At 71.2% G+C, this 21,642-nt stretch carries 18 protein-coding genes and 2 pseudogenes; 14 read left to right on the forward strand and 6 right to left on the reverse strand.

What is annotated here, in order from left to right; all coding sequences use genetic code 11:
- The first annotated feature begins 189 nt into the window (after nucleotides 1-189).
- Nucleotides 190-594, forward strand: coding sequence for a tautomerase family protein (locus C3488_RS13790; protein WP_103839693.1), 405 nt, complete (start codon nucleotides 190-192; stop codon nucleotides 592-594).
- Between the two features lie 238 nt (nucleotides 595-832).
- Here the strand turns inward: C3488_RS13790 and C3488_RS13795 are convergent, their stop codons facing one another.
- Nucleotides 833-1,378 carry a hypothetical protein gene (locus C3488_RS13795; RefSeq protein ID WP_258053408.1) on the reverse strand — a complete coding sequence of 182 codons (546 nt, stop codon included), beginning with the start codon at nucleotides 1,376-1,378 and terminating at the stop codon, nucleotides 833-835.
- A 368-nt stretch (nucleotides 1,379-1,746) separates the two neighbouring features.
- Here C3488_RS13795 and C3488_RS13800 point away from each other — a divergent pair, with 368 nt between their 5' ends.
- Complete coding sequence (locus C3488_RS13800; RefSeq protein WP_258053409.1) at nucleotides 1,747-3,324, forward strand: serine/threonine-protein kinase; 1,578 nt, start codon at nucleotides 1,747-1,749, stop codon at nucleotides 3,322-3,324.
- A gap of 611 nt (nucleotides 3,325-3,935) precedes the next feature.
- On the forward strand, nucleotides 3,936-4,973 hold the full coding sequence (locus C3488_RS13810; RefSeq protein WP_103839696.1) for a YihY/virulence factor BrkB family protein: 1,038 nt from the start codon (nucleotides 3,936-3,938) through the stop codon (nucleotides 4,971-4,973).
- Nucleotides 4,974-5,079: 106 nt separating this feature from the next.
- On the opposite strand, the gene C3488_RS13815 is transcribed toward C3488_RS13810, so the two are convergent.
- Complete coding sequence (locus C3488_RS13815) at nucleotides 5,080-6,102, reverse strand: Gfo/Idh/MocA family protein (RefSeq protein WP_103839697.1); 1,023 nt, start codon at nucleotides 6,100-6,102, stop codon at nucleotides 5,080-5,082.
- Between the two features lie 471 nt (nucleotides 6,103-6,573).
- On the opposite strand from C3488_RS13815, the gene C3488_RS13820 reads away from it, so the two are divergent.
- Nucleotides 6,574-7,578 (forward strand): substrate-binding domain-containing protein, encoded by a 1,005-nt coding sequence (locus tag C3488_RS13820; RefSeq protein ID WP_103839698.1) that lies wholly within the window; start codon nucleotides 6,574-6,576, stop codon nucleotides 7,576-7,578.
- A gap of 118 nt (nucleotides 7,579-7,696) precedes the next feature.
- On the opposite strand, the gene C3488_RS13825 is transcribed toward C3488_RS13820, so the two are convergent.
- Entirely contained in the window at nucleotides 7,697-8,698 is a 1,002-nt protein-coding gene (locus C3488_RS13825; RefSeq protein WP_103839699.1) for a LacI family DNA-binding transcriptional regulator, read from the reverse strand.
- A 216-nt stretch (nucleotides 8,699-8,914) separates the two neighbouring features.
- Here C3488_RS13825 and C3488_RS13830 point away from each other — a divergent pair.
- The 8 genes and pseudogenes from C3488_RS13830 to C3488_RS13865 form a co-directional block, all read left to right on the forward strand.
- Nucleotides 8,915-9,136: pseudogene (locus C3488_RS13830) on the forward strand (PfkB family carbohydrate kinase); the annotation flags it as partial.
- Nucleotides 9,137-9,183: 47 nt separating this feature from the next.
- Nucleotides 9,184-9,453: pseudogene (locus C3488_RS13835) on the forward strand (5-deoxy-glucuronate isomerase); the annotation flags it as partial.
- Nucleotides 9,453-10,919, forward strand: coding sequence for a thiamine pyrophosphate-binding protein (locus C3488_RS13840; RefSeq protein ID WP_103839701.1), 1,467 nt, complete (start codon nucleotides 9,453-9,455; stop codon nucleotides 10,917-10,919). The pseudogene C3488_RS13835 and the gene C3488_RS13840, both read left to right, overlap by 1 nt.
- A gap of 29 nt (nucleotides 10,920-10,948) precedes the next feature.
- Nucleotides 10,949-12,448 (forward strand): CoA-acylating methylmalonate-semialdehyde dehydrogenase, encoded by a 1,500-nt coding sequence (locus tag C3488_RS13845; RefSeq protein WP_103839702.1) that lies wholly within the window; start codon nucleotides 10,949-10,951, stop codon nucleotides 12,446-12,448.
- A gap of 28 nt (nucleotides 12,449-12,476) precedes the next feature.
- A complete protein-coding gene (locus C3488_RS13850; protein WP_103839703.1) occupies nucleotides 12,477-13,427 on the forward strand; it encodes a TIM barrel protein in 951 nt (316 codons plus the stop codon).
- Nucleotides 13,428-13,436: 9 nt separating this feature from the next.
- The gene (locus tag C3488_RS13855) at nucleotides 13,437-14,858 is read left to right on the forward strand and encodes a sugar porter family MFS transporter (protein ID WP_103839704.1); all 1,422 of its coding nucleotides are present in this window, start codon (nucleotides 13,437-13,439) and stop codon (nucleotides 14,856-14,858) included.
- A gap of 31 nt (nucleotides 14,859-14,889) precedes the next feature.
- Nucleotides 14,890-15,909, forward strand: a complete 1,020-nt coding sequence (locus tag C3488_RS13860; RefSeq protein ID WP_103839705.1) for a Gfo/Idh/MocA family protein — start codon at nucleotides 14,890-14,892, stop codon at nucleotides 15,907-15,909.
- Nucleotides 15,906-16,772, forward strand: a complete 867-nt coding sequence (locus C3488_RS13865) for a sugar phosphate isomerase/epimerase family protein (RefSeq protein WP_103839706.1) — start codon at nucleotides 15,906-15,908, stop codon at nucleotides 16,770-16,772. The genes C3488_RS13860 and C3488_RS13865 overlap by 4 nt, the downstream gene beginning before the upstream one ends.
- A 97-nt stretch (nucleotides 16,773-16,869) precedes the next feature.
- Here C3488_RS13865 and C3488_RS13870 read toward each other — a convergent pair whose 3' ends face one another.
- From C3488_RS13870 to C3488_RS13880, 3 genes are all read right to left on the reverse strand, one after another.
- On the reverse strand, nucleotides 16,870-17,553 hold the full coding sequence (locus C3488_RS13870) for an OsmC family protein (protein ID WP_258053410.1): 684 nt from the start codon (nucleotides 17,551-17,553) through the stop codon (nucleotides 16,870-16,872).
- 201 nt (nucleotides 17,554-17,754) lie between these two features.
- A complete protein-coding gene (locus C3488_RS13875; RefSeq protein ID WP_103839707.1) occupies nucleotides 17,755-18,591 on the reverse strand; it encodes a universal stress protein in 837 nt (278 codons plus the stop codon).
- Nucleotides 18,592-18,723: 132 nt separating this feature from the next.
- A complete protein-coding gene (locus C3488_RS13880) occupies nucleotides 18,724-19,824 on the reverse strand; it encodes a hypothetical protein (protein ID WP_103839708.1) in 1,101 nt (366 codons plus the stop codon).
- Nucleotides 19,825-20,088: 264 nt separating this feature from the next.
- Between C3488_RS13880 and C3488_RS13885 the strand changes: the two genes are divergently transcribed.
- Nucleotides 20,089-20,979 carry an LLM class F420-dependent oxidoreductase gene (locus tag C3488_RS13885; protein ID WP_103839709.1) on the forward strand — a complete coding sequence of 297 codons (891 nt, stop codon included), beginning with the start codon at nucleotides 20,089-20,091 and terminating at the stop codon, nucleotides 20,977-20,979.
- A 94-nt stretch (nucleotides 20,980-21,073) separates the two neighbouring features.
- A complete protein-coding gene (locus tag C3488_RS13890; RefSeq protein WP_103839710.1) occupies nucleotides 21,074-21,640 on the forward strand; it encodes a cysteine hydrolase family protein in 567 nt (188 codons plus the stop codon).
- Nucleotides 21,641-21,642: the final 2 nt, after the last annotated feature.

Raw genomic sequence — 21,642 nt, forward strand, 5'->3', positions numbered from 1 at the left:
ACTACGACGGCTGGGTCCACTTCTCCGAAGGACTGCCGGAGATCCAACTGGCCTTCCACGAGGCCGGCCTGTCCTCACTGCTACGGGTCGCGCCCCACGGCGCATGGGTGCCGCTGCTGCCCCGTTGAACCTCCGCACCGACCGGCGAGACAGCGACCGCCGAGTACAGACAAGCAAGGAACGAAACGCATGCCACTCGTACGCATCGATCTCATCCGCGGACGCCGTCCCGACGACGTCACGGCCATCGCCGACGCCGTGCACCGAGCGCTGGTGGACGTGCTGGAGATCCCCCAGCGGGACAGGTTCCAGATCATCTCGGAGCACGACGCGGACCATGTCATCGCCCTCGACGCCGGTCTGGGCTTCGAGCGGACCGATCGACTGGTGATGATCCAGATCTTCACGCAGTCGGGGCGCGCCACCGAGGTCAAGCAACTCGTCTACCGGACCATCGCCAAGCAGCTGGAACCCCTCGCCATCGCCGGCGAGGACGTCTTCATCAGCATCATGGAGAACGGCCCTCAGGACTGGTCCTTCGGCCACGGGCGTGCCCAGTACACGGAGGGTCTCCTGCCCGTCCCCGGCAGCTGACGACGGCGGCGGCTGACGGTGTCCGCCGAGGACGCCTCTGCCCGCCGATGATCGGAGGCTGCCTCGTCACGGCCGCCATGCCGGCCGGCCGGTCGCGCGACCGGCCGGCGTCAGGCGCCGAGCGCGGCGCGGAGGGTGCCGGCCATCGGATCGAGGGCCTGCAGGAGACAGGAGCCGACCCGCCGCGTGCCGAACGGCACGCGGCGGGTCGCAGAGGTCTGCCCGGGGGACGCGCCCGTCAGCAGCCGCCGCAGTTGTAGTAGAGGACGTCCCAGTGACTGCCCTCGTCGGTGTAGACGTTGCCCGAACCGGACGTCCACATCGGGTAACCGTCGCCGCGCAGGCCGGAATAGCCGAAGTAGGTCTTGATGTAGTTGCCGATGCAGGTGTACTTGCTGTAGTCGAGCTTGTAGCCGTTCCAGTGCGAGTACGTGCCGCTGGCGTGGCCGGTCTCGGTGCCGCCCGTGATGTTGAGCGCGCAGCCGCTGGCCTTCTTCAGGGTGACGGCGCCCTGAGCGGTGGCGAGGTTGAGCTGCTCGAACGACGTACAGGTGGAGTTGTAGCGGTTCGTGCAGTTGCCGGACGAGGACCAGGTGATGCCGGCACTGCGGAACATGCTCTCCGCCTGGGCCTGGGTCAACTTGGTGACGGCGTACGCGTTGTCCGAGGAGGCCAGGCCCACTCCGGGCGCGAAGAGCACCGTCAGGACGAGGGCCAGGAGGCCCGCCACGACCCGGGCTCGCGGTTGCAGCCGAGGGCGGAACTGGGCGGCGTGACTGCTCATTCGGATTCCTCCTGCTGATGCCGACGACGGTGTGCAGGTGGCGCATCAGGGAGTGTGCCGGAGTCTACACGCGTCCACCAGTAGGCGTACGTGTACGCGTCAACAGAGGGTCGACAGTGGACACGCCCGGGACGGCCCCGGCCCACTGCTGCCGCCTCCTCCTGCGGTCCACCGGAGCGCACAGCGCCAGCAGCGGTCGCGGCGCTGCACCCCGCGGCGGGCGGCGACGCACGAGACGCCGCTCGAAGAAGCGGTCCGTCGGCTGTCCGGACAGCGGGTTCTCACCTGCAGCCGTGCGGGATCGCACAGATCCGCGCGTTATTGTGACGGCCGAATCGAAGGTGGACCGATCTGGCGGAGGGCACACAGTGTCGGACGAGGGGCGGCTGGTCGCCGGCCGGTACCGGCTCACCGAGCGGATCGGGCGTGGCGGCATGGGCACCGTGTGGCGCGCCGAGGACGAGGTCCTGGGCCGGCAGGTCGCGCTCAAGCAGCTGCACGAGCCGCCCCACCTGTCCCCCGACGAGGTCACGACCCTGTACGAGCGCACCCGCCGCGAGGCCCGCATCGCGGCCCGCGTCGTTCACCCCAACGTGGTCGTCGTCCATGACGTCGTGGAGGACGACGGGCGGCCCTGCATCGTCATGGAGTACGTTCCGGCGCTCACGCTCGGCGAGCTGCTCAGGGACGGCCGTACGGTCTCGCCCGAGGAAGCCGCCCGCATCGGACTGGGCATGATCGCCGCCCTGAGGGCCGCGCACGCGGCCGGTGTGCTGCACCGTGACGTCAAGCCGGGCAATGTCCTGCTCGGTGCCGAGGGCCGGGTGGTCCTCACCGACTTCGGGATCGCCACGACGGCCGGTACGTCGACGCTGACGAGGACCGGCGAGATGGTCGGGTCCATCGATTTCATGGCCCCGGAGCGGATCCGCGGACAGAAGCCCGGCGCGGCGTCCGACCTGTGGTCGCTGGGCGCGACGCTGTACCAGGCGGTGGAGGGACGACCGCCGTTCCGCCGGGACACCGCAGTGGAGACGGCGTACTCCATCGCCGTGGACCCCTTGGAGCCCATGAAGCACGCCGGAGCTCTGGAGCCGCTGATCCAGGCCCTGCTGTTCAAGGAGCCCGGTGAGCGGCCGTCGGCGGAGCAGACGGAGAGAGCACTGCGCACCGCCCTGTCCGGGGCGCCGGCCGACGTGGTGCCGGCGGCGCCGGCGGAGAGGCACACGGGCAGGACGGCTGCCGTCGCCGCCTCATCCGGCGGCCATGAGCGCGACGCGGACCCGACGGCCGGGGTGGCCTCCGCCGGGCCGACGTCCACCCGGTCCGGCAGCGTCGAGCGGTCCCGGGGCCGGACGGGCAAAGTTCTCGTGGCCGTGGCCCTGGCCGTGGCGTCGGTGGGCGCGGCCGTGCTCTACGCGACCTCGCAGCACGCCTCGGACGCGCCCGACGCCCGAAAGACCCGCCGCGCCGCCACCGCGACCGATGCCCCGTCGCCCGTGCCAGAGGGCTACCACCAGGTCAGTGACGAACGACTCGGCGTCTCTCTCCCCGTCCCGGACGGCTGGAGGGCCGGCCCGCGCACCGGTGACGAGGTCACCTACACCGACCCGACGGGTCTGGCCGGCATCACGATCGGCACGGTGGACCCCGCGGGGGCGAACCCCGAAGCACACTTCCTGGACATCGAGACGAACACGAAGGGTAACTATCCGACGTACCGGAGGCTGCGGATGCAGCAGACGACGTTCCGCGGGGAGCCGGCGGCCGTCTGGGAGTTCACCTTCAAAGGCCGCGTCCGCGCTTTCCGCGCCGTCGATCTCGGTTACGGCCGGGAAGGCGGCCGGGAGTACGACATATATCTCTCGGCCCCGGAGGCGAAGTGGGACGCCTACCGACCCGTCTTCGACCACGCTCGAGACGGATTCGCCGCCACCGGTTCCTGAATTCACGACCGGCCACGGAGTGCCTGGATGTCAGGGCGTCGGCGTGACCGCGGCGGAAGGCGCGAACAACGCCAGCTGATCAATGATCCACGGGTCGGAAACAGCCAGCTGGTCCGCGATCCACGGGTCAAGGGGACGACCGTCCGTCCGAGGCTCCCCGACATGACGGTGGCCTTCACTCCGGTCTCGGGATCCGTCGTGGACGGCGACGGCGTTCAGATCCTGGACGGCAACCGTCCTGACGGTGGAGCGGCCGTCCACCTGGGGGGTGGCCGCGGCAGCCGGTCCCCCGACGGCGAGGAGAGCGCTTCCGACGAATATCACGGAAACACCTCCGGTCCCGATACGCCGCATGAGCTTTCCCATGGTCTCTCTCCTTGCACAGTCCGCTGGTATGCGACTGCTCACGATCAAATGTGCCGGGTTTCGGCGTCACCCAAGCTACGCACCTCGACATAGTTGAACAATAAACGAGAGCGTGAAACACCTCACCGGAACGCCTGGGAATAGACGGCGGGGCCAGCCCGGCAATCACCGGCTTCGCGAGTCGAAAAGTGCCGACCGAGACCGCGTACGCGGGTGAATCGCCGGGCTCGGGATACCCGGCGGGTATGGCTCGGCTACCGAAGTTGCGACACAGGGGTCACATGGATCGCGGCGAGGAGCGGTTCGGGCCGGGGCCCGAGGTGGAGCGTCGGGCCCCGGACGCGCCGACGAAGCTGCCCCGGCGGTCGTGGGGCGCGGTGCTGAAGGGCTCGCTGCGGGAGTTCAAGAACGACGAGCTGACCGACCGGGCGGCGGCGTTGACCTACTACGGGGTGCTCTCACTGTTCCCGGCGCTGCTGGTGCTGGTGTCGATGCTGGGTCTGACCGGCGGGTCGACCACCGACCAGGTGCTGGCCAATGTCAAACAGTTCGCCCCCGGCCCGGTGCGCGACATCCTCACCCGGGCCGTACAGCAACTGCAGGGCAGCACCGGCACCGGTTCGGTGATGGCGGTCGTCGGTGTGGTGCTGGCGGTGTGGTCGGCGTCCGGCTACGTGGCCGCCTTCATCCGTGCGGCGAACGCCGTCTACGACGTGCCGGAGGGCCGCCCGGCCTGGAAGGTCCTCCCGGTGCGAGTGGGGGTGACAGTGGTGCTGCTGGTGCTGGCCGTGGTCAGCGCCGTGATCGTGGTGTTCACCGGTGGTGTGGCCCGTCAGGCGGGGGCCGCACTCGGGATCGGTGGCACCGCGCTGACGGCGTGGTCGATCGCCAAGTGGCCCGTGCTGCTCCTGCTGGTCACCCTGATGATCGCCATCCTGTACTGGGCGAGCCCGAACGCGCGGGTGACGGGGTGGCGGTGGCTCACCCCGGGAAGCTTCCTGGCCCTGGTGATCTGGATGATCGCCTCGGCCGGGTTCGCGTTCTACGTGGCCAACTTCGCCTCCTACAACAAGACCTACGGCACGATGGCGGGCGTGATCGTCTTCCTGGTCTGGTTGTGGATCACCAATCTGGCGATCCTGCTGGGCCTGGAGTTCGATGCGGAGGTCGCGCGGCAGCGGGCCGTCGCCGGCGGCTACCCGCCCGAGGCGGAGCCGTACGCCCGGCCTCGTGACACCCGGAAGTGGGACGAGGAGGACCGGCGCCGCCTGGAGGGGTCCTGAGCCGCCCGCAGCCGCGAGGACTCACGTGTGCGCACGGGGCCGGCGAACCCTCGCGCTGCTTGCGTGTCACGCTCGGCCCGTGGGCGCCGGTACGCCCCTCGCGCGTTCAAGTTCGCGCGACCAAGGGTCCGGTGGTCTCTTCGGGGTAGCGGACACCGATGCGGTCCCGTATCGCGTCGAGGGTCCGCATCACGGCCAGCGTGCCGTCCAGAGGGACGAGCGGAGACTCGGTCTCACCGGCGCGGAGGGCGCGCATGACCTCGACGGCCTCGTGACGCAGGCTGTTGACGGGGCCGTCGGCCGGGTCGGCCCGGAACTCCTCGGCCGCGTGGCCGTCGCGATGCAGCACGAAGCGGTCGGGATGGAAGAAGGTGTGCGGAATGTCGATGCGGCCGCGGGAACCGGTCACCGTCGCGGTCCTGGGAGACTCACCGATGATGGAGCAGTGCACCAGAGCCTGAGCACCGCCCTCCCAGGAGAGCAGCGCTCCCGTCTGCAGATCGACGCCCTCCTGCGAGAGCACCGCTCGGGCAGCCACGTCCGAGGGCTCACCGAGCAGCAACTGCGCGAACGAGACCGGATACACGCCCAGGTCGAGCAGCGCACCCCCGCCCTGCGCCGGGTCCCGCAGCCGGTGGGACGGCGGGAAGTCCCCAGTGATGCCGAAGTCCGCCTGCACCGAGCGCACTTCACCGATCGCGCCATCGCGCACCAGGTCGGCCACGCGCCGGATCAACGGGTTGCAGTACATCCACATGGCCTCCATGAGGAAGGCCCCGCGGCGCCTCGCCAACGCCACCAGTTCCTCGGCCTCGCGCACGTTCAGCGTGAACGGCTTCTCGCACAGCACGCTCCGACCCGCCTCCAGGCACAGCCCGGCAGCGGCCCGGTGGGCCGAGTGCGGAGTGGCGACGTACACGACATCGATGTCGTCGTCCGCCGCGAGGGCGCCCCAGTCGCCGTACGCCCTGGGTATCCCGAACCGTCCCGCGAAGTTCTCGGCCGACTCCGTGCTCCGCGACGCCACCGCCACGACCTTCGCGTCCGGCAGGTCCATCAGATCCGCCGTGAACGCGGCCGCGATCCCTCCGGTCGCGAGAATTCCCCACCGCACGGGTTCGCCGACCATGCCCCACCCCTTGTTCCGTGACCGACACACGTCATTCGAACCGAGAGCATAAGCGTCGGCTGCACGGAGGGAGGCGCACGGGCCCGAGCACGCCGGCCGGCCCGAACGCCGTGTCCCATCGGCTCGGCTCCGCGCCGCGCGGCACCCCCGGGGGCGACCCGTGCTGTGCGACGCCGTTGACATCCCCTGCCGGCCGCCCCATAGTACCTGTCACTAGAGCGCGCTAGTGCAGCGCTCCAGTGACACCAGGGCGGTCTCACCCCCGGCCGCCGGACACAGCATCTCCGCCGTCACCCGAGCACCCGCAGTCCGCCCGCGCCCGGGCCCGTCTCGCCACACCCAGCGAGGCCACCCTCGCCGAGCGCGGCCCGGTCCTCACACTCGGGGCCCGCACGCCCCCCGACGTGACAGCCGGATCCTCCTCCACCCAGACCCGATCTCCACCCGACCGCACAGCGAGGTGCAAGGGACATGCACAGACACAAGCGAGCCGCCGCCCTGACCGCCACCGTGCTCGCCGGCGCCCTGTTCGCCGCCGGGTGCTCCAGCAACTCCGGCGGCAAGAAGGCCGAACAGGCCGGCACGAACGTGTCGGCCGGCAAGGCCGCCACGCCGCGCATGACCGTGGCCATGGTGACCCACGCCGCCCCCGGCGACACCTTCTGGGACCTGATCCGCAAGGGCGCCCAGGCCGCGGCCGCCAAGGACGACATCAAACTCGTCTACTCCAGCGACCCCAACGCGGGCAGCCAGGCCAACCTGGTGCAGAACGCCATCGACCAGAAGGTCGACGGCATAGCGCTCACCGCGGCCAAGCCCGACGCCATGAAGGCGGTGGTGGCCAAGGCCAAGGCCGCCGGCATCCCGGTCGTCGGCTTCAACTCCGGTCTGGACGACTGGAAGAGCCTAGGCATGCTCGAGTACTTCGGGCAGGACGAGAACATCGCCGGCCAGGCCTTCGGCCGGCGGCTCGACCAACTGGGCGCCAAGCACGCCGTGTGCGTGATCCAGGAGCAGGGACAGGTCGCCCTCGAGTCCCGGTGCGCGGGCCTGAAGAAGGGGTTCGAGGGGAAGACGGACACGATCTACGTCAACGGCACCGACATGCCGTCGGTGAAGTCCACGCTCACCGCCAAGCTCCAGCAGGACTCCTCCATCGACCAGGTCGTCACCCTCGGCGCCCCGTTCGCCCTCACGGCCGTACAGTCGGTGAAGGACGCGGGCAGCAAGGCCGCGGTCGCGACCTTCGACCTCAACAAGGACCTGGTGAAGGCGGTTCAGGACGGGCAGGTCGAGTTCGCGGTCGACCAGCAGCCGTATCTGCAGGGCTACCTCGCCGTGGACGCGCTGTGGCTCTACAAGACCAACGGCAACTTCAGCGGCGGCGGCACCGCCCCGGTGCTGACCGGTCCGGCCTTCGTGACCAAGGACAACGTCGACACCATCGCCAAGTTCGCCGCCAACGGGACACGCTGAGGCCGCCACGACCGGCTTCCGCGCGGAATGAGGGCCGTCCGGGCGGCATGATCCATACCAGAGGGCCCGAGGGCCCGGACCTCGGTCCGGGCCCTCGCCGCACACTGTCGAGGCCCCGTCAGACCGGCGCCTCGGGCGGCGGCCCGCTGGTCCCCCTCACCACCAGCTTGGGGTCGAGCACCGCCTCACGCGGCTCCCGCTCCGGGGTCTCCAGCCGCTCCACGGCGAAGCGCACCGCATGTTCCGCCATGAGCACCGCGTCCTGCCGGACCGTCGTCAGCCCGATGGGCATCAGGTGGGAGAGGTGGCTGTCGTCGTACCCGACCACGGACAGGTCCCGAGGCACCTCGACACCGGCCCGCACCAGCGACATCAGCAGGCCCATCGCACACCGGTCGTTGCCCGCGAGGACCGCCGTCGGCAGGGGCCGACCGCTCGCCTGCTCTTCCAGCAGCAGACGGCCGGCCTCGATGCCGGACCGCTCGGTGTGGTCGCCGGGGATCACCCGCAGCTCCGGCTCGAGCCCGTGGCGGCGCATCGCGGCACGGTAGGCGCGCCGTCGCTCCGCGGAGCCGGGGCCGCGGCCGCCGTCGATGTGCACGATCCGGCGGTGCCCGAGCTCGACGAGGTGGTCCATCGCCTGCCGTATGCCCTTGCCCTCGGCGGTGTGGACGCTGTCCACCCGCACATGGGGCACGCGGCGGCCGACCGAGACGGTGACCGTGCGCTGCCCGAGCGCGTCGAGGTCGGCGGGATCGGCGTCGGGGCCCAGCAGGATCACCGCCTCGCAGCGGTGGCCGAGCAGCGCCTCGACCGCCTTCCTCTCGCCGCGCCCCTCGGCGGTGGCGGACAGCAGGACCTCGTAACCGAGTCGCTCGGCCTCGGGGTAGATGCCCTCGACCAGGTCGGCGTGGAAGGTCTGGTGGACGGTGAACATCACGCCGAGCGTGCGGCTGCGCCCGCGGGCCAGCAGACGGGCCGCGCTGTCGGGGCGGTAGCCGATCTCGTCGGCGACGCGGAGCACGCGCTGCCTGGTCTCCTCGCTCGCCCCCGGCTGGTTGCGGAACACGATGGAGACGAGCGCCCGGGAGACGCCCGCCTTCTCGGCGACGTCCGCCATCGTGGGGCGCTGCCTGCCCGACGCATCCACCAGTGATCCCACCCTCCGACGGCGCCCACCTTATCGGGCGAGCTGAAATCTCCCGGCAACAAGCTATTGACATGACATTTGGACAGGGGTCATCGTACTCGCACTAGAGCGCGCTAGTAGAGCGCGCCAGTCGCATTCTCCCGTGACCACCCCCGGGATCTTCCGGAGCGAAGGGACACCAGCGTGATGCCGCTCGAAGTGCTGACCATGGGCCGCGTCGGAGTGGACGTGTATCCGCTCCAGACAGGCGTGGGGTTGGCGGAGGTCACCTCGTTCGGCAAGCACCTCGGCGGCAGCCCCGTCGATGTCGCCGTCGCCGCCGCCCGCTACGGGCGCGCCTCGGCCGTGATCACGAAGACCGGCCGTGACCCGTTCGGGGACTTCGTCCGCTCTGCCCTGGACGGGTACGCGGGTTCGGCTGCCCGGGGGTGCCCCCGCGCGAGCGAGGCCGAGCGCGGGGGAGGGTGTACGGCACCGCCGTCCGGCCCGTCGACGTGCTCGCGGAGGTCACCTCCGGCGGCACCGCCCTCATCCTGCACGGCCGGCGCGGCCCCTCGATCGCCGCACCCGGCTACGACCTCCACCACCTCGACGTCATGGCCGGCGCCGGGAAGGACCGCGCCCGGCTGATCTGCGACGACCCCGCGCACAGCTGGGTACGCGCGCCCTGGCAGTCCCAGGACGCCGACGACCGCCTGCCCTTCGGGGCCGAGGAGAACGCGTGATGGAAACGATCAGGCTGACCACCGCCCAGGCCCTCGTCCGCTTCCTGGCCGGCCAGTACAGCGAACGCGACGGCCAGGAGCAGCGGCTGATCCCCGGCGTGTGGGGCATCTTCGGACACGGCAACGTGGCCGGCCTCGGCCAGGCGCTTCTCCAGGCCGCGGTCACCGGCGAGGCCGACCTGCCCTACTACCTGGCCCGCAACGAACAGGGCATGGTGCATGCCTCGGTCGCGTATGCCGAGATGCGCGACCGGCTGGCCACCTTCGCCTGCACCGCCTCGACCGGCCCCGGCTCGACGAACATGATCGCGGGCGCGGCGCTGGCGACGACCAACCGCATCCCGGTCCTGCTGCTGCCCAGCGACATGTTCGCCACCCGCGTCGCCGACCCGGTCCTTCAGCAGCTGGAGGACACCCGCGGCGGGGACGTCACCGTCAACGACGCCTTCCGGGCCGTGTCGAAGTACTTCGACCGTTTCTCCCGCCCCGAGCAGCTGATCCCGGCCGCGCCGGCGGCCATGCGGGTACTGACCGACCCGGTCGAGACCGGCGCCGTCACGCTCGCCCTGCCGCAGGACGTGCAGGCGGAAGCGTACGACTGGCCGGTCTCCTTCTTCCGGCGCCGGGTCTGGCACGTGGGCCGCCCGGTACCGGAGCCGGCCGCCGTCGAGCGGGCCGCGCACCTGCTGCGCGGCGCCCGCAGGCCGCTGATCGTGGCCGGCGGCGGAGCGGTCTACTCCGGCGCCGAGACGCACCTGCGGGCGTTCGCGGAGGCCACCGGCATCCCGGTCGCCGACACGCACGCCGGCAAGGGCTCGGTACCGTGGGACCACCCCTGCGCGGTCGGCGGCATCGGCTCGACGGGGGCGTACGCCGCCAACGAACTGGCGAAGGACGCCGACGTCGTCCTCGGCATCGGAACCCGCTACAGCGACTTCACCACCGCCAGCCACACCGTCTTCGGCAACCCCGGCGTCACGTTCGTCAACCTCAACGTGGCCCGTTTGGACGCCGTCAAGCACTCCGCCGACCCCCTGGTGGCCGACGCCCGGCTGGGCATCGAGGCCCTGGCCGACGCTCTGACCGGCTGGCAGACCGCACCGGAGTACCGGGCCCGCACCCGCGAACTGATCACTCGTACCCGGGAGATCGTCCGCTACCGCAACGGCGATTCCGGGCAGCTGGACGGCGACGTCCTCCCGGTTGATCTCGCCGCGAACGCGTCCTCGCTCGGCGCGGACGTCCTGCACGCCACGTCCGTCGAGGAGTTCCGTGCGGCGATGGAGAAGGCCAAGGCCGCCACCCGCACCACCGTCGTCCACGCCGAGACCGACCTGTACGGCCCGAACCCGCCCGGCCACGGCTGGTGGGACGTGCCGGTCAGCCAGACCTCCGCCCTCGAGTCCACGCGGGCCGCGTACGAGACCTACGCCGCCCACAAGCAGGCCCAGCGCCACTACCTGTAACTCCCGCTCCGGCAAAGGAATCCCGCACCGTGAAGACCATCGAGCACTGGATCGACGGCTCCCCCGCCCCCGGCGCCGATCCGTCCCGTACCGCCCCCGTGTTCAACCCGGCCACCGGCGCCGAGCAGGCCCAGGTCGTCCTCGGCGGAGCCGCCGACGTGAACGCCGCCGTCACCGCGGCCGCCCGCGCCTTCGAGAGCTGGTCGGAGTCGTCGCTGACCCAGCGCACCCAGGTGATGTTCGCCTTCCGCCAGCTGCTGGTGGAGCACGAGGAGGAGCTGGGCCGGATCATCTCCGCCGAGCACGGCAAGACCGTCGACGACGCCCGCGGTGAGATCACCCGCGGCCGCGAGGTCGTCGAGTTCGCCTGCGGCCTCGGCGACGTACTCAAGGGCGGCTTCTCCGACCAGGTCTCCCGCGGCGTCGACGTGCACGACTTCCGCCAGCCCCTCGGCGTCGTCGCGGGCATCACCCCGTTCAACTTCCCGGCAATGGTGCCGCTGTGGATGCACCCGATCGCCATCGCGACCGGCAACTCCTTCGTCCTCAAGCCCAGCGAACGCGACCCCTCCGCCGCGAACTTCGTCGCCCGGCTGTACAAGAAGGCCGGCCTCCCGGACGGCGTCTTCAACGTCGTCCACGGCGGCAAGGACGCCGTCGACGCCATCCTCGCCCACCCGGGCATCCAGGCCGTCTCCTTCGTCGGCTCCACCCCCATCGCCAGGTACGTCCACGAACAGGCCACCGCCCACGGCAAGCGCGTCCAGGCCCTCGGCGGCGCCAAGAACCACGCCGTCGTCCTGCCCGACGCCGACCTCGAGTTCGCCGCCGACCACATCACGGCAGGCGCCTACGGCTCCGCAGGCGAGCGCTGCATGGCCCTCTCGGTGGCCGTCGCGGTCGGTTCCGCCGCCGACGGGCTGGTGGAGGTGCTTCAGCGCAAGGCCCGCGAGGTCGAGGTCGGCCCCGGCGACGCCCCCGGCACCGACATGGGCCCGCTGGTCACCAAGGCCGCCCAGGAACGCGTCGAGAGCGCCGTCGGCACCGCCGCCGACCAGGGCGCCACCGTCGTCGTCGACGGCCGAGGACTGAAGATCGACGGACACGAGAACGGCTTCTTCACCGGTCCCTCCCTCCTCGACCACGTCACCACCGAGATGGACGCCTACAAGGAGGAACTCTTCGGGCCCGTCCTCGCCGTCGTCCGCGTCGACACCCTGGACGAGGCCATCGCCCTGATCAACGCCAATCCCTACGGCAACGGCACCGCCCTGTTCACCGCGTCCGGCGAAGCCGCCCGCCGCTTCCAGCGCGGCCTCAAGGTCGGCATGATCGGGATCAACGTGCCGGTGCCCGTACCGATGTCCTACTACTCCTTCGGCGGCTGGAAGGACTCCCTCATCGGCGACTCCCCCATCCACGGCCCCGAGGGCATCCGCTTCTACACCCGCCCGAAGGTCGTCACCTCCCGCTGGCCCCAGCCCAAGCAGCAGGTCACCGCGGGCTTCACCTTCCCCACCTCCCACTGAATCCGTCCCCTTCCCCGAAGGACACGTCATGGCAACGGCGCCCACACCACTCCGCCCGATCGCGGGAAACCTGTGCCTCGGCTCCGCCCCCGACTCGTGGGGCATCTGGTTCCCCGAGGACGACCATCAGGTCCCCTACACCCGCTTCCTCGACGAGCTGGCCGAGGCGGGCTACCAGTGGCTGGAGCTCGGACCGTACGGCTACCTGCCCACCGCCCCGGAGCGCCTGAAGGAGGAACTGGACGCCCGCGGCCTCAAGGTCTCCGGCGGCACCGCCTTCGGTGCCCTGCACCGGCCCGAGGCCTGGGACGCCATGCTCGCCCACGTCCGCCGGGTGGCCGCACTGACCGCTGCCGCGGGCGCCCACCACCTCGTCCTCATCCCGCCCATGTACCGGGACGAGAAGACCGGCGCGTTCACCGAGTCGCCCGAGCTGACCGCCGAGCAGTGGGCGGGCTTCGGGCGGGCCGCCGACCGGCTGGGCAGGCTCCTGCTGGACGACTACGACGTCCGGCTGGTCATCCATCCGCACGCCGACAGCCACATCCAGACGCAGCCCGAGATCGAACGGCTGCTCGACGAGTCCGACAGCCGCTACACCAACCTGTGCCTGGACACGGGGCACGTGGCCTACGGCGGCGGCGACAACCTGGACCTGATCCGCCGCTTCGGCGAGCGCGTCGGCTACGTCCACATCAAGCAGATGGACCCCGGGATCCTCGCTCAGGTCGCCGCCGAGAACCTGTCCTTCGGCGAGGCCGTCAAGCGCGGCGTGTGCGTGTCCCCGCCCGCCGGTGTGCCGAATCCGGCCGACGTGGTGGCCGAACTCGCCAGGCTGGACGCCGAGTTGTTCGTGATCGTCGAGCAGGACCTGTACCCGTGCGCTCCGGAGGTGCCGCTGCCGATCGCGGTGCGCACCCGGGAGCACCTGGCCGGCTGCGGCCTTTCCGGAACCCGACGCCCGAACATCAACCGGTAGGAGGCGGCCATGGACGTCAGGGACGACGCGACTCAGGCCCCCGCAGTCACGGCCGACGCCCCGCCCGCCGTCTCCCGGCGGCTGCGGCTCATCACCGTCATCGCCACCTTCGGCGGCCTGCTCTTCGGCTACGACACCGGTGTCATCAACGGCGCCCTGCCCTACATGAGCAAGGACCTCGGTCTGACCCCGTTCACCGAGGGCATGGTCACCAGCTCGCTCCTGCTCGGCGCCGCACTCGGCGCGGTCGCCGGCGGCCGCCTGTCGGACGCCCGCGGCAGGCGCCGTACGATCCTCACGCTCGCGGTGCTGTTCTTCGTCGGTGCGCTCGGGGCCACCCTCGCACCGACCACCGCGGTCATGTTCGTGGCCCGCTTCGTGCTCGGCCTCGCGGTCGGCGGCGCTTCGGTGACCGTGCCGGTCTACCTCGCGGAGATCTCCCCGGCCGAACGGCGCGGCGCGCTGGTGACCCGCAACGAACTGATGATCGTCAGCGGGCAGTTGCTGGCCTTCACCTCCAACGCGATCATCGCGAACGTCGGGAGCGAGTCCGGCGGCATCTGGCGCTGGATGCTGGTCATCGCCACCGTCCCGGCCGTCGTGCTCTGGTTCGGCATGCTGGTCATGCCGGAGAGCCCCCGCTGGCTGGCCTCGAAGACCCGGTTCAACGAGGCCCTGGAAGTCCTCAAGCAGGTGCGCTCCCAGCAGCGGGCCGAGGCCGAACTCGCCGAGGTCTCCGCACTCGCCGTGAAGGAGGAGCAGGAGAAGCTCGGCGGCTGGCAGGACATGAGGTCCACCCCGTGGGTGCGCAAGCTGATGTTCGTCGGCTTCGGCATCGCCATCGTGCAGCAGATCACCGGCGTCAACACGATCATGTACTACGGCACCCAGATCCTCACCGACGCGGGCTTCGCCGCCGACAGCGCCCTGACGGCGAACATCGCCAACGGCGTGATCTCGGTCCTCGCCACCTTCGTCGGCATCTGGCTGCTCGGCCGCCTCAACCGCCGTCCGATGCTGATGACCGGTCAGCTCGGCACCACTGCCGCGCTGTTGCTGATCGGCGTCTTCTCCCTGGTGCTGCCCTCCGGCGACGGCCGCGCCTACGCCGTCCTCGCCATGACCGTCACGTTCCTCGCCTTCCAGCAGGGCGCCATCTCGCCGGTGACCTGGCTGATGCTGTCGGAGATCTTCCCGATGCGGATGCGGGGGTTCGGCATGGGCGTGGCAGCGGTGGTGCTGTGGCTGACCAACTTCGTGATCGGCCTGGTCTTCCCGTCCCTGGTCTCCGGGATCGGGATCTCCAGCACCTTCTTCCTGTTCGTCCTGGCGGGCGTCCTCTCCCTCACCTTCGTCAAGCTCTACGTCCCCGAGACCAAGGGCCGCACTCTCGAGACCCTCGAGGCCGAACTCCGCACGCGCTTCTCCTGACCTGCCCCGCCCTCTTGTGAAGGAATCGACCATGACCGTACGTGTAGGCGTCATCGGCGCCGGAATGATCGGCCAGGACCACATACGACGCCTGACCGAGGTCGTCACCGGGGCCGCCGTGACGGCCGTGACCGACATCGACGCCACCCGTGCGGCGGAGGTCGCCGCCCGCGCCGGCGCGACCGCCCTGCCCACCGGCACCGATCTGATCGGCTCCCCCGACGTGGACGCCGTCCTCGTCACCTCCTGGGGCCCCACCCACGCCGAGCACGTCCTGAACGCGATCGCGGCCGGAAAGCCGGTGTTCTGCGAGAAGCCGCTCGCCACCACCGCCGAGGACTGCCTGCGCATCGTCGACGCCGAACGCGCCCACGGCCGCCGTCTCGTCCAGGTCGGCTTCATGCGCCGCTTCGACGCCGGCTACCGCCAGATGAAGGAGGTCATCGCCTCCGGCTCCCTCGGCGCCCCGCTGATCGTGCACTGCGCCCACCGCAACCCGACCGTCCCGGACTCCTACACCTCCGCCATGGCCGCGCAGGACACGGCCGTGCACGAGATCGACGTGCTGCGCTGGCTGCTGGACGACGAGATCGTCTCCGCCCAGGTGATCACCCCGCGCGCCACGGGCAAGCGGTTCGACCACCTGAAGGACCCGCAGATCATGTACTTCGACACGGCGAACGGGGTCCGCATCGACCTGGAGGTCTTCGTCAACTGCCAGTACGGCTACGACATCCAGTGCGAGACCGTCGGAGAGGAGGGCCTCATCCGGCTGCCCGACCCCGCCGCCGTCGGCGTCCGCACCGCCGGGCGGCACGGCACGGCCGTCCTGCAGGACTGGAAGGGCCGGTTCGCCGAGGCCTTCGACACCGAGTTGCGCGAGTGGGTCGAGGCCGTCGCGGCCGGCACCGAGCCCACCGGCCCGTCCGCCTGGGACGGCTACGCCGCCACCGTCATCACCGACGCCGCCGTCCGTTCCCTGGAGACGGGCGGCCAGGTCGTCACCGTCGACATGAAGCCCCGCCCGGCCTTCTACGGAGGCACCGCATGAAAATCGCCCTCGACCCGTACATGTTCCGCGCCCTGCCGATGGACGACATGGTGCGCACGGTCGCCGAACTCGGCTACGAGTACATCGAGTTGTCGCCACGCGACGACTTCATGCCGTTCTTCCTGCACCCGCGCGCGGACGACGAGCGCGTCGCACAACTGAAGAACTCCCTGCGTACGCACGGCGTCCAGCTGTCCTCCGTGCTGCCGCTGTACAAGTGGTCCTCCCCCGACGAGACCGAGCGGCAGGCCGCGGTCCGCTACTGGAGGCGGATGATCGAGATCACCGCGGACCTCGGATGCCCCCTGATGAACTCGGAGTTCAACGGCCGCCCGGAGCGCGCCGCCGAGAGCGAGGCCGCGTTCTGGCGCTCGATGGAGGAACTCCTCCCGGTCTTCGAACGCGAGGGCATCGCCCTCAACCTGGAGGCCCACCCGGACGACTTCTGCGAGGAGAACACCCCGGCGGTCGACCTCGTCCGCGCGATCAACAAGCCCTGGGTGAACTACCTGTACTGCGCCCCGCACTCCTTCCACCTCTCGGGCACCGACCCGAAGGCGGACATCGCGACGATGCTGCGCTACGCCGGTGACAAGCTCCAGCACGTGCACATCGCCGACTCCTTCAACCACAAGGGGTCCTCGGGCCTGCGCTACATCCTCAACCCTCCCGGCACCCCGGCCCGCGTCCACCAGCACCTCGACATCGGTCAGGGCGAGGTCGACTGGGACGCCTTCTTCGGCACCCTGCGCGAGCTGAACTTCGACGGCGTCGCCACCGCCTGTGTCTTCGCCTGGGAGGAACGCGCCCGTGAGTCCTCCGCCTTTATGCTGGACCGTATCCGCAAGGAACTCACCGTGTGAGCCTCGCGGCCGGCGGCCGTGCCTCCCCGGGCGCGGCCGCCCGGAGTCCCGATCCCGGCGGCATACCTGCCGGTGTCCGGCACCGGAACCTCCCCGGTCATCGGCGCCCGTCTGCCGCACTGCCCGGCGCAGGCCCTCCGATCCCGTCGTCGGTCAGGGCGATGACGATCTCCGGCGGTGTGACCAGGGTGTTCCTGACCGTGCAGCGGGACACCGCCGCCCGCAGGGCGTCCCGTCGCCCGGCGGGGAGCGTGGGGGCGCGCACCCGCAGGCGGACCGAACTCACGCGGGGCGCCCGGCCGGACGCCGTACGGAAGTCGGTCTCTATCCGCAGCCCCTCACGGCTGAGGTCGTGGCGCTCGAGGAACCGGCCGGCACAGTGCGCGACGCACGCGGTCAGCGACGCCACGAGGAGCTCCACGGGAGTGGGGGCCGCGTCGGTACCGCCGTCCGGCACCGGCTGGTCCACGGCCAGTATGTGACCGCGCAGCCGCACTTCGTACGCGTCCGCGGCGATCGGCACGGCGTCCGCGTGGCCCGGCGGCCCCGGGACCCGCGGGGCGAAGGAGGCTGCCTGGTGGAGCAGCAGTCCGGCGACACGCCGGGCCTCCTCTGGCGTCAGCGAGGCCAGGGTCTCGCCCCGGTCGTGGGGTTCACAGGTGATGCCGAGGACGACACGCGCCATGTTCGGGGGCATTCCCTCGGGCGTGAACCCGGAGACGGTGACCGTACGACCGCGCCGGGTGCGTACGCCGTCCGCGAGCCGTTGCCTTGCGTTCACGATGTCACCGTCCAGACTCGGCGCGCGGCGCCGGCGGGCGATCACGCGCCGTGTTCCACTTCCATGTGCCGGCCCTGCGCCTTCCGTGTCTGCTCCGGGTGCGCTCGCTTGTCCCGACACCTCCAGTGCACCGCACCCGCGCCCCCGCCGCTGAGGCCGAACAGCCCATGCCGGGGGACCCGAACGTCCCTGCCCCACCCTTCAGCGCGACTCCGGTACGACGGCCACCGGGCACTCGGCGTGGTGCAGCAGCGTGTGGGCCACCCGGCCCAGGTGGAGTGCCCGGCGGTCGTGGCCGCGCCGGACACCGATGATCACGAGGTCGGCGGCGGCCGAGCGGTGCAGCAGCACCCTGCGGGCGGTGCCCTCGACCGTGGAGCGGTGCACCCGTACGTCCGGATGGTCGGCCACGGCGTCCTGGAGCAGGGCGTCGATCAGGGTGGCCGCCCGCTCCTGGCAGCACAGGGCCGGGTCCCCGGCCAGCAGGGGGTGTTCCACGGGCCGGTGCGCGGGGCGGTGCCAGACACGGACGACGTCGAGGACGCAGCGCCGCACCTGTGCCTCCCGGAGGGCGAACCGCACCGCGGCGCCACTCGTGCCGGGCTCGCCCGCGCCGAGCAGGATCCGCTCGTGCGTGCCCTCGAGGCCGGCCCGGTCTCCGCGCACCACGACCACCGGCCCACGGGCACGGCCCGCGACAGTGAGGCTGACCGAGCCGAGGAGCAGCCCCGCCAGACGGCCGCGGCCACGGCTGCCCGTCACCACGGCAGAGGCGTGGTGCACCGCGCGCAGCAACGCGTCGACCGGGTCCTCGGGCAGGACGTCGGCGGTGACCTCCACCTCCGGGTTGCGGCGCCGGGCGCGTTCCGTGGCGGTGGCGACGACGTCCGGCGGCACGTCGTCCTCGTCCTGCTCACCCCCGGAGGCGTACAGCAGCCGCAGGGGCAGCCCGTGCCGGGCCGCCTCGTCGGTCGCCCAGTCCACCGCCACCAGGCTGCACTCCGATCCGTCGACACCCACGACCAGCGGCGGCTTCATGCTTCCCACCACCTTTCGTCCGGCTCCGGAACCACGCCGCGGCCGGCTCCGGAGCGGCCCACCTTCACCGTCACACCGGTCGCGGAGCGGTGAGAGGGGCACTTCGGCCCCTCGTGAAGGACCTTCGGCCCCCTACCGTGCCGGGAGGGCCTTGCGGAGGGTCTCGATGCAGGCGCTGATCGCCGTCTGAAGCTCCTCCAGGCGCTGGAGCATGTCGTCCTCGTACAGGTCGTCGAGGTCGTCGGCGTCGTCCAGGGTGAGCTCCTCGAAGACCCTCGTCGCGCGCTGGAGGCTGCTGTAGAACTTCGTCCGTCGCTCCTGGCGGCGCAGTTCGGGATCGGACTCGACGGTGCGGGCGACGAGATCCCTCACCGTGTCGTACGCCTCCGCCGCCCACGGTCCGGCCTCTTCTCCCTCATCGAGTTCGTCGAGGAGGGACAGATGGCGCTCGGCCTCCGCGCGGAGGTCGGCGGGCGCGTCGATCGTCTGCCCGGCCGGGGTCTTGACCTGGCCGTTCTCGACGATCTGGCGCACGTAGCCGATGCGGTCCGCCACCCGGCTCTCGCCGGCCACCGCCTTCTTCAGCTCGTCGGTGCGGACGACGTCACGGGCCAGTTCGGTCTGCAGGGCCGGGTCCTCCTTCAGCCGGTCCAGCAGCGCGGCCCGAGCGGTCCGGGCGGTGGCGGGGTCGGCGAGGATCGCGGCACGCAGCGCGGTGGGGTTCTCGGCGACCTCCAGCGCCTTGGTGGGGCGGATGCCCTCGGCCTCGGCCGCCGCCGCGATGGCGGTACCGCGCTCGGAGGACGCGCTGGAGCGGGGGCTGTAGTAGGAGTGCCATGCGTCGGAGTCCGGCAGGTCGATCTCCTGGCCGGGGACGAGGATCTCGAAGTGCGGGACGAGCCCGTCGTCGGCGGCCTTGTCCCACGCCCTGTAGTACCGCATGACCCGCTCCGCGGAGCATCCCGCCAGCTCGGCGAACCGCTGGGCGGAGATCTTCGGGGTCTCCCCCGCCGGCTGTCCGCCGGGCCGTACGCTGCGCGCCACCTTCAGCGCGAACGCCCAGCCACCGGTCCGCGCGTACACCCCGAACTCGCGGGCGTCACGCGCCACCGCCTCGGCGACCTCCGGTTCCGCGAGGGCCGGGGCCGCTCCCGGCTCGACCCAGAACTCTTCGCCTGCTGCGTCTGCCGCCGCTGCCGCCTCTGCTGCGGACGGGACGATCGGTACGGTCACGGGGAACTCTCCCGGGCACTCGCGGACTGTGGAAACGAAGCGAGCAGCCTATAGGAGCGCGTTGCCGCCGAGGTCCGGCCGCGTCGGGGCGACGTGAAGGCGCCGCCCCCGGTCGGTCGGCCCATCCGTCCGATCGGTCCGTCCGGGCGTCGCTTCTTGAGGGACACGGCGTGGAATACGCGGCGTCGGGCGGCCGTTGGGCTCTGCTGTGATCAAGTGGTGCGTGGGCAGCGCACCGTACCGGGCACGGAGGGATCGGGACCGATGGGCGATGTCATCAGCACGGACAGCGTGGGCTCGCTGAAGGAGACCGTCGGGCGGTACGGCATCTGGAGTGCCGGACTGCGTTCGGAGGATCCGGCCAGGCGCGGTGAACTGGCCGACGCGGCTGCCGAACTGCAGGAACTCGGCTTCGGCGCGGTCTGGTTGGGCGGCAGCAGCGCGGTGCGCCACGCGGTGCCGCTGATCGAGGCGACCTCGCGGCTCGTCGTGGCGACCGGCATCCAGAGCATCTGGCAGTACGAGGCCGGCGACACGGCGGCGAGCGTCGTGGAGCTGGAGCGGACCCACCCCGGGCGCTTCCTGCTCGGGCTCGGCGTGAGCCATGCGAAGCTGGCGGACCAGTACCGCCGCCCGTACTCGGCCATGGTGGGCTATCTGGACGAGCTCGACGCCGCCGGGGTACCGGCGGGGCACCGTGTGCTGGCCGCGCTCGGGCCGAAGATGCTGGAGCTGTCCCGCGACCGTGCCGTGGGCTCGCACCCGTACCTGGTGACCACCGACCATACGGCCGAGGCCCGCGCGATCCTCGGTGACGGCCCACTGCTGGCTCCTGAGACGAAGGTGGTCCTGGAGACGGACCCGGACCGCGCCCGGGCGACGGCCCGCGGCAGCCTCGCCGTCTACCTCGGACTGCCCAACTACACCAAGGCGCTGGCCCGGTTCGGCTTCACCGACGACGACTTCGCGGGTGGCGGCAGCGACCGGCTGGTCGACGCGCTGTTCGCCTGGGGCGACGACGACCGGATCCGGGAACGGATCGAGGCCCATCTGGCCGCGGGCGCGGACCATGTGGCCCTCCAGGTGGTGGACGACCAGCCCCGCGACTCGCTTCCCCGGGAAGGCTGGCGCCGCCTGGCCGCACTGCTGAACTGACGGACGCGCAGATCCGGGGCCCGTTGTCAGTGCCCCGTCCTACTGTGGTCGTCGGCACAGGAGCACGGACCACCGACGAGACGATGGAGTCCCCATGACGACCCTGCCCGACCGGCCGAACACCGCGCTGCTCGTCATCGACGTCCAGAAGGGGGTGATGGCCGGCACGCCGCGTCGCGACAGCGTGATCGCGAACATCGGCACGCTGGTGGACAGGGCCCGCGAGGAGGACGTGCCCGTGGTGTGGGTGCAGCACTCCGACGACCAGCTCAAGCGAGGCAGCGAGAGCTGGGAGTACGTGCCGGAGCTGGTGCGCCGCGACGAGGAGCCCCTGATCCACAAGCTCTACTTCGACTCGTTCGAGGACACCGAGCTGGAGACGGTGCTCGCCGAGCGCGGAGTGGGCCGGCTCGTCGTCACCGGTGCCCAGACCGACGGTTGCGTACGCTCCACCCTGCACGGCGCCTTCGTCCGCGGCTACGACGTGACGCTGGTCGGTGACGCGCACACCACGGAGGACCTGACGGAGTACGGCGCGCCGTCCCCGGAGCAGGTGATCGCGCACACCAACCTCTACTGGAACTGGCACAGCGCCCCCGGGCGCCGCGGCGGGACGGTCGGCACGGCGGAGGTGACGTTCGCACCGGCCGACGGGGGATGAAC

This window comes from Streptomyces sp. Ru72, from assembly GCF_002920635.1.
Lineage (GTDB): Bacteria > Actinomycetota > Actinomycetes > Streptomycetales > Streptomycetaceae > Streptomyces.

Excerpts from the sequence above, each read along its gene's own strand:
- C3488_RS13790 (WP_103839693.1), top strand. The coding sequence starts at position 190 with ATGCCACTCGTACGCATCGATCTCATCCGCGGACGCCGTCCCGACGAC.
- C3488_RS13795 (WP_258053408.1), bottom strand. The coding sequence starts at position 1,378 with ATGAGCAGTCACGCCGCCCAGTTCCGCCCTCGGCTGCAACCGCGAGCC.
- C3488_RS13810 (WP_103839696.1), top strand. The coding sequence starts at position 3,936 with ATGGCTCGGCTACCGAAGTTGCGACACAGGGGTCACATGGATCGCGGC.
- C3488_RS13815 (WP_103839697.1), bottom strand. The coding sequence starts at position 6,102 with ATGGTCGGCGAACCCGTGCGGTGGGGAATTCTCGCGACCGGAGGGATC.
- C3488_RS13820 (WP_103839698.1), top strand. The coding sequence starts at position 6,574 with ATGCACAGACACAAGCGAGCCGCCGCCCTGACCGCCACCGTGCTCGCC.
- C3488_RS13825 (WP_103839699.1), bottom strand. The coding sequence starts at position 8,698 with ATGGCGGACGTCGCCGAGAAGGCGGGCGTCTCCCGGGCGCTCGTCTCC.
- C3488_RS13840 (WP_103839701.1), top strand. The coding sequence starts at position 9,453 with ATGGAAACGATCAGGCTGACCACCGCCCAGGCCCTCGTCCGCTTCCTG.
- C3488_RS13850 (WP_103839703.1), top strand. The coding sequence starts at position 12,477 with ATGGCAACGGCGCCCACACCACTCCGCCCGATCGCGGGAAACCTGTGC.
- C3488_RS13855 (WP_103839704.1), top strand. The coding sequence starts at position 13,437 with ATGGACGTCAGGGACGACGCGACTCAGGCCCCCGCAGTCACGGCCGAC.
- C3488_RS13860 (WP_103839705.1), top strand. The coding sequence starts at position 14,890 with ATGACCGTACGTGTAGGCGTCATCGGCGCCGGAATGATCGGCCAGGAC.
- C3488_RS13865 (WP_103839706.1), top strand. The coding sequence starts at position 15,906 with ATGAAAATCGCCCTCGACCCGTACATGTTCCGCGCCCTGCCGATGGAC.
- C3488_RS13875 (WP_103839707.1), bottom strand. The coding sequence starts at position 18,591 with ATGAAGCCGCCGCTGGTCGTGGGTGTCGACGGATCGGAGTGCAGCCTG.
- C3488_RS13885 (WP_103839709.1), top strand. The coding sequence starts at position 20,089 with ATGGGCGATGTCATCAGCACGGACAGCGTGGGCTCGCTGAAGGAGACC.
- C3488_RS13890 (WP_103839710.1), top strand. The coding sequence starts at position 21,074 with ATGACGACCCTGCCCGACCGGCCGAACACCGCGCTGCTCGTCATCGAC.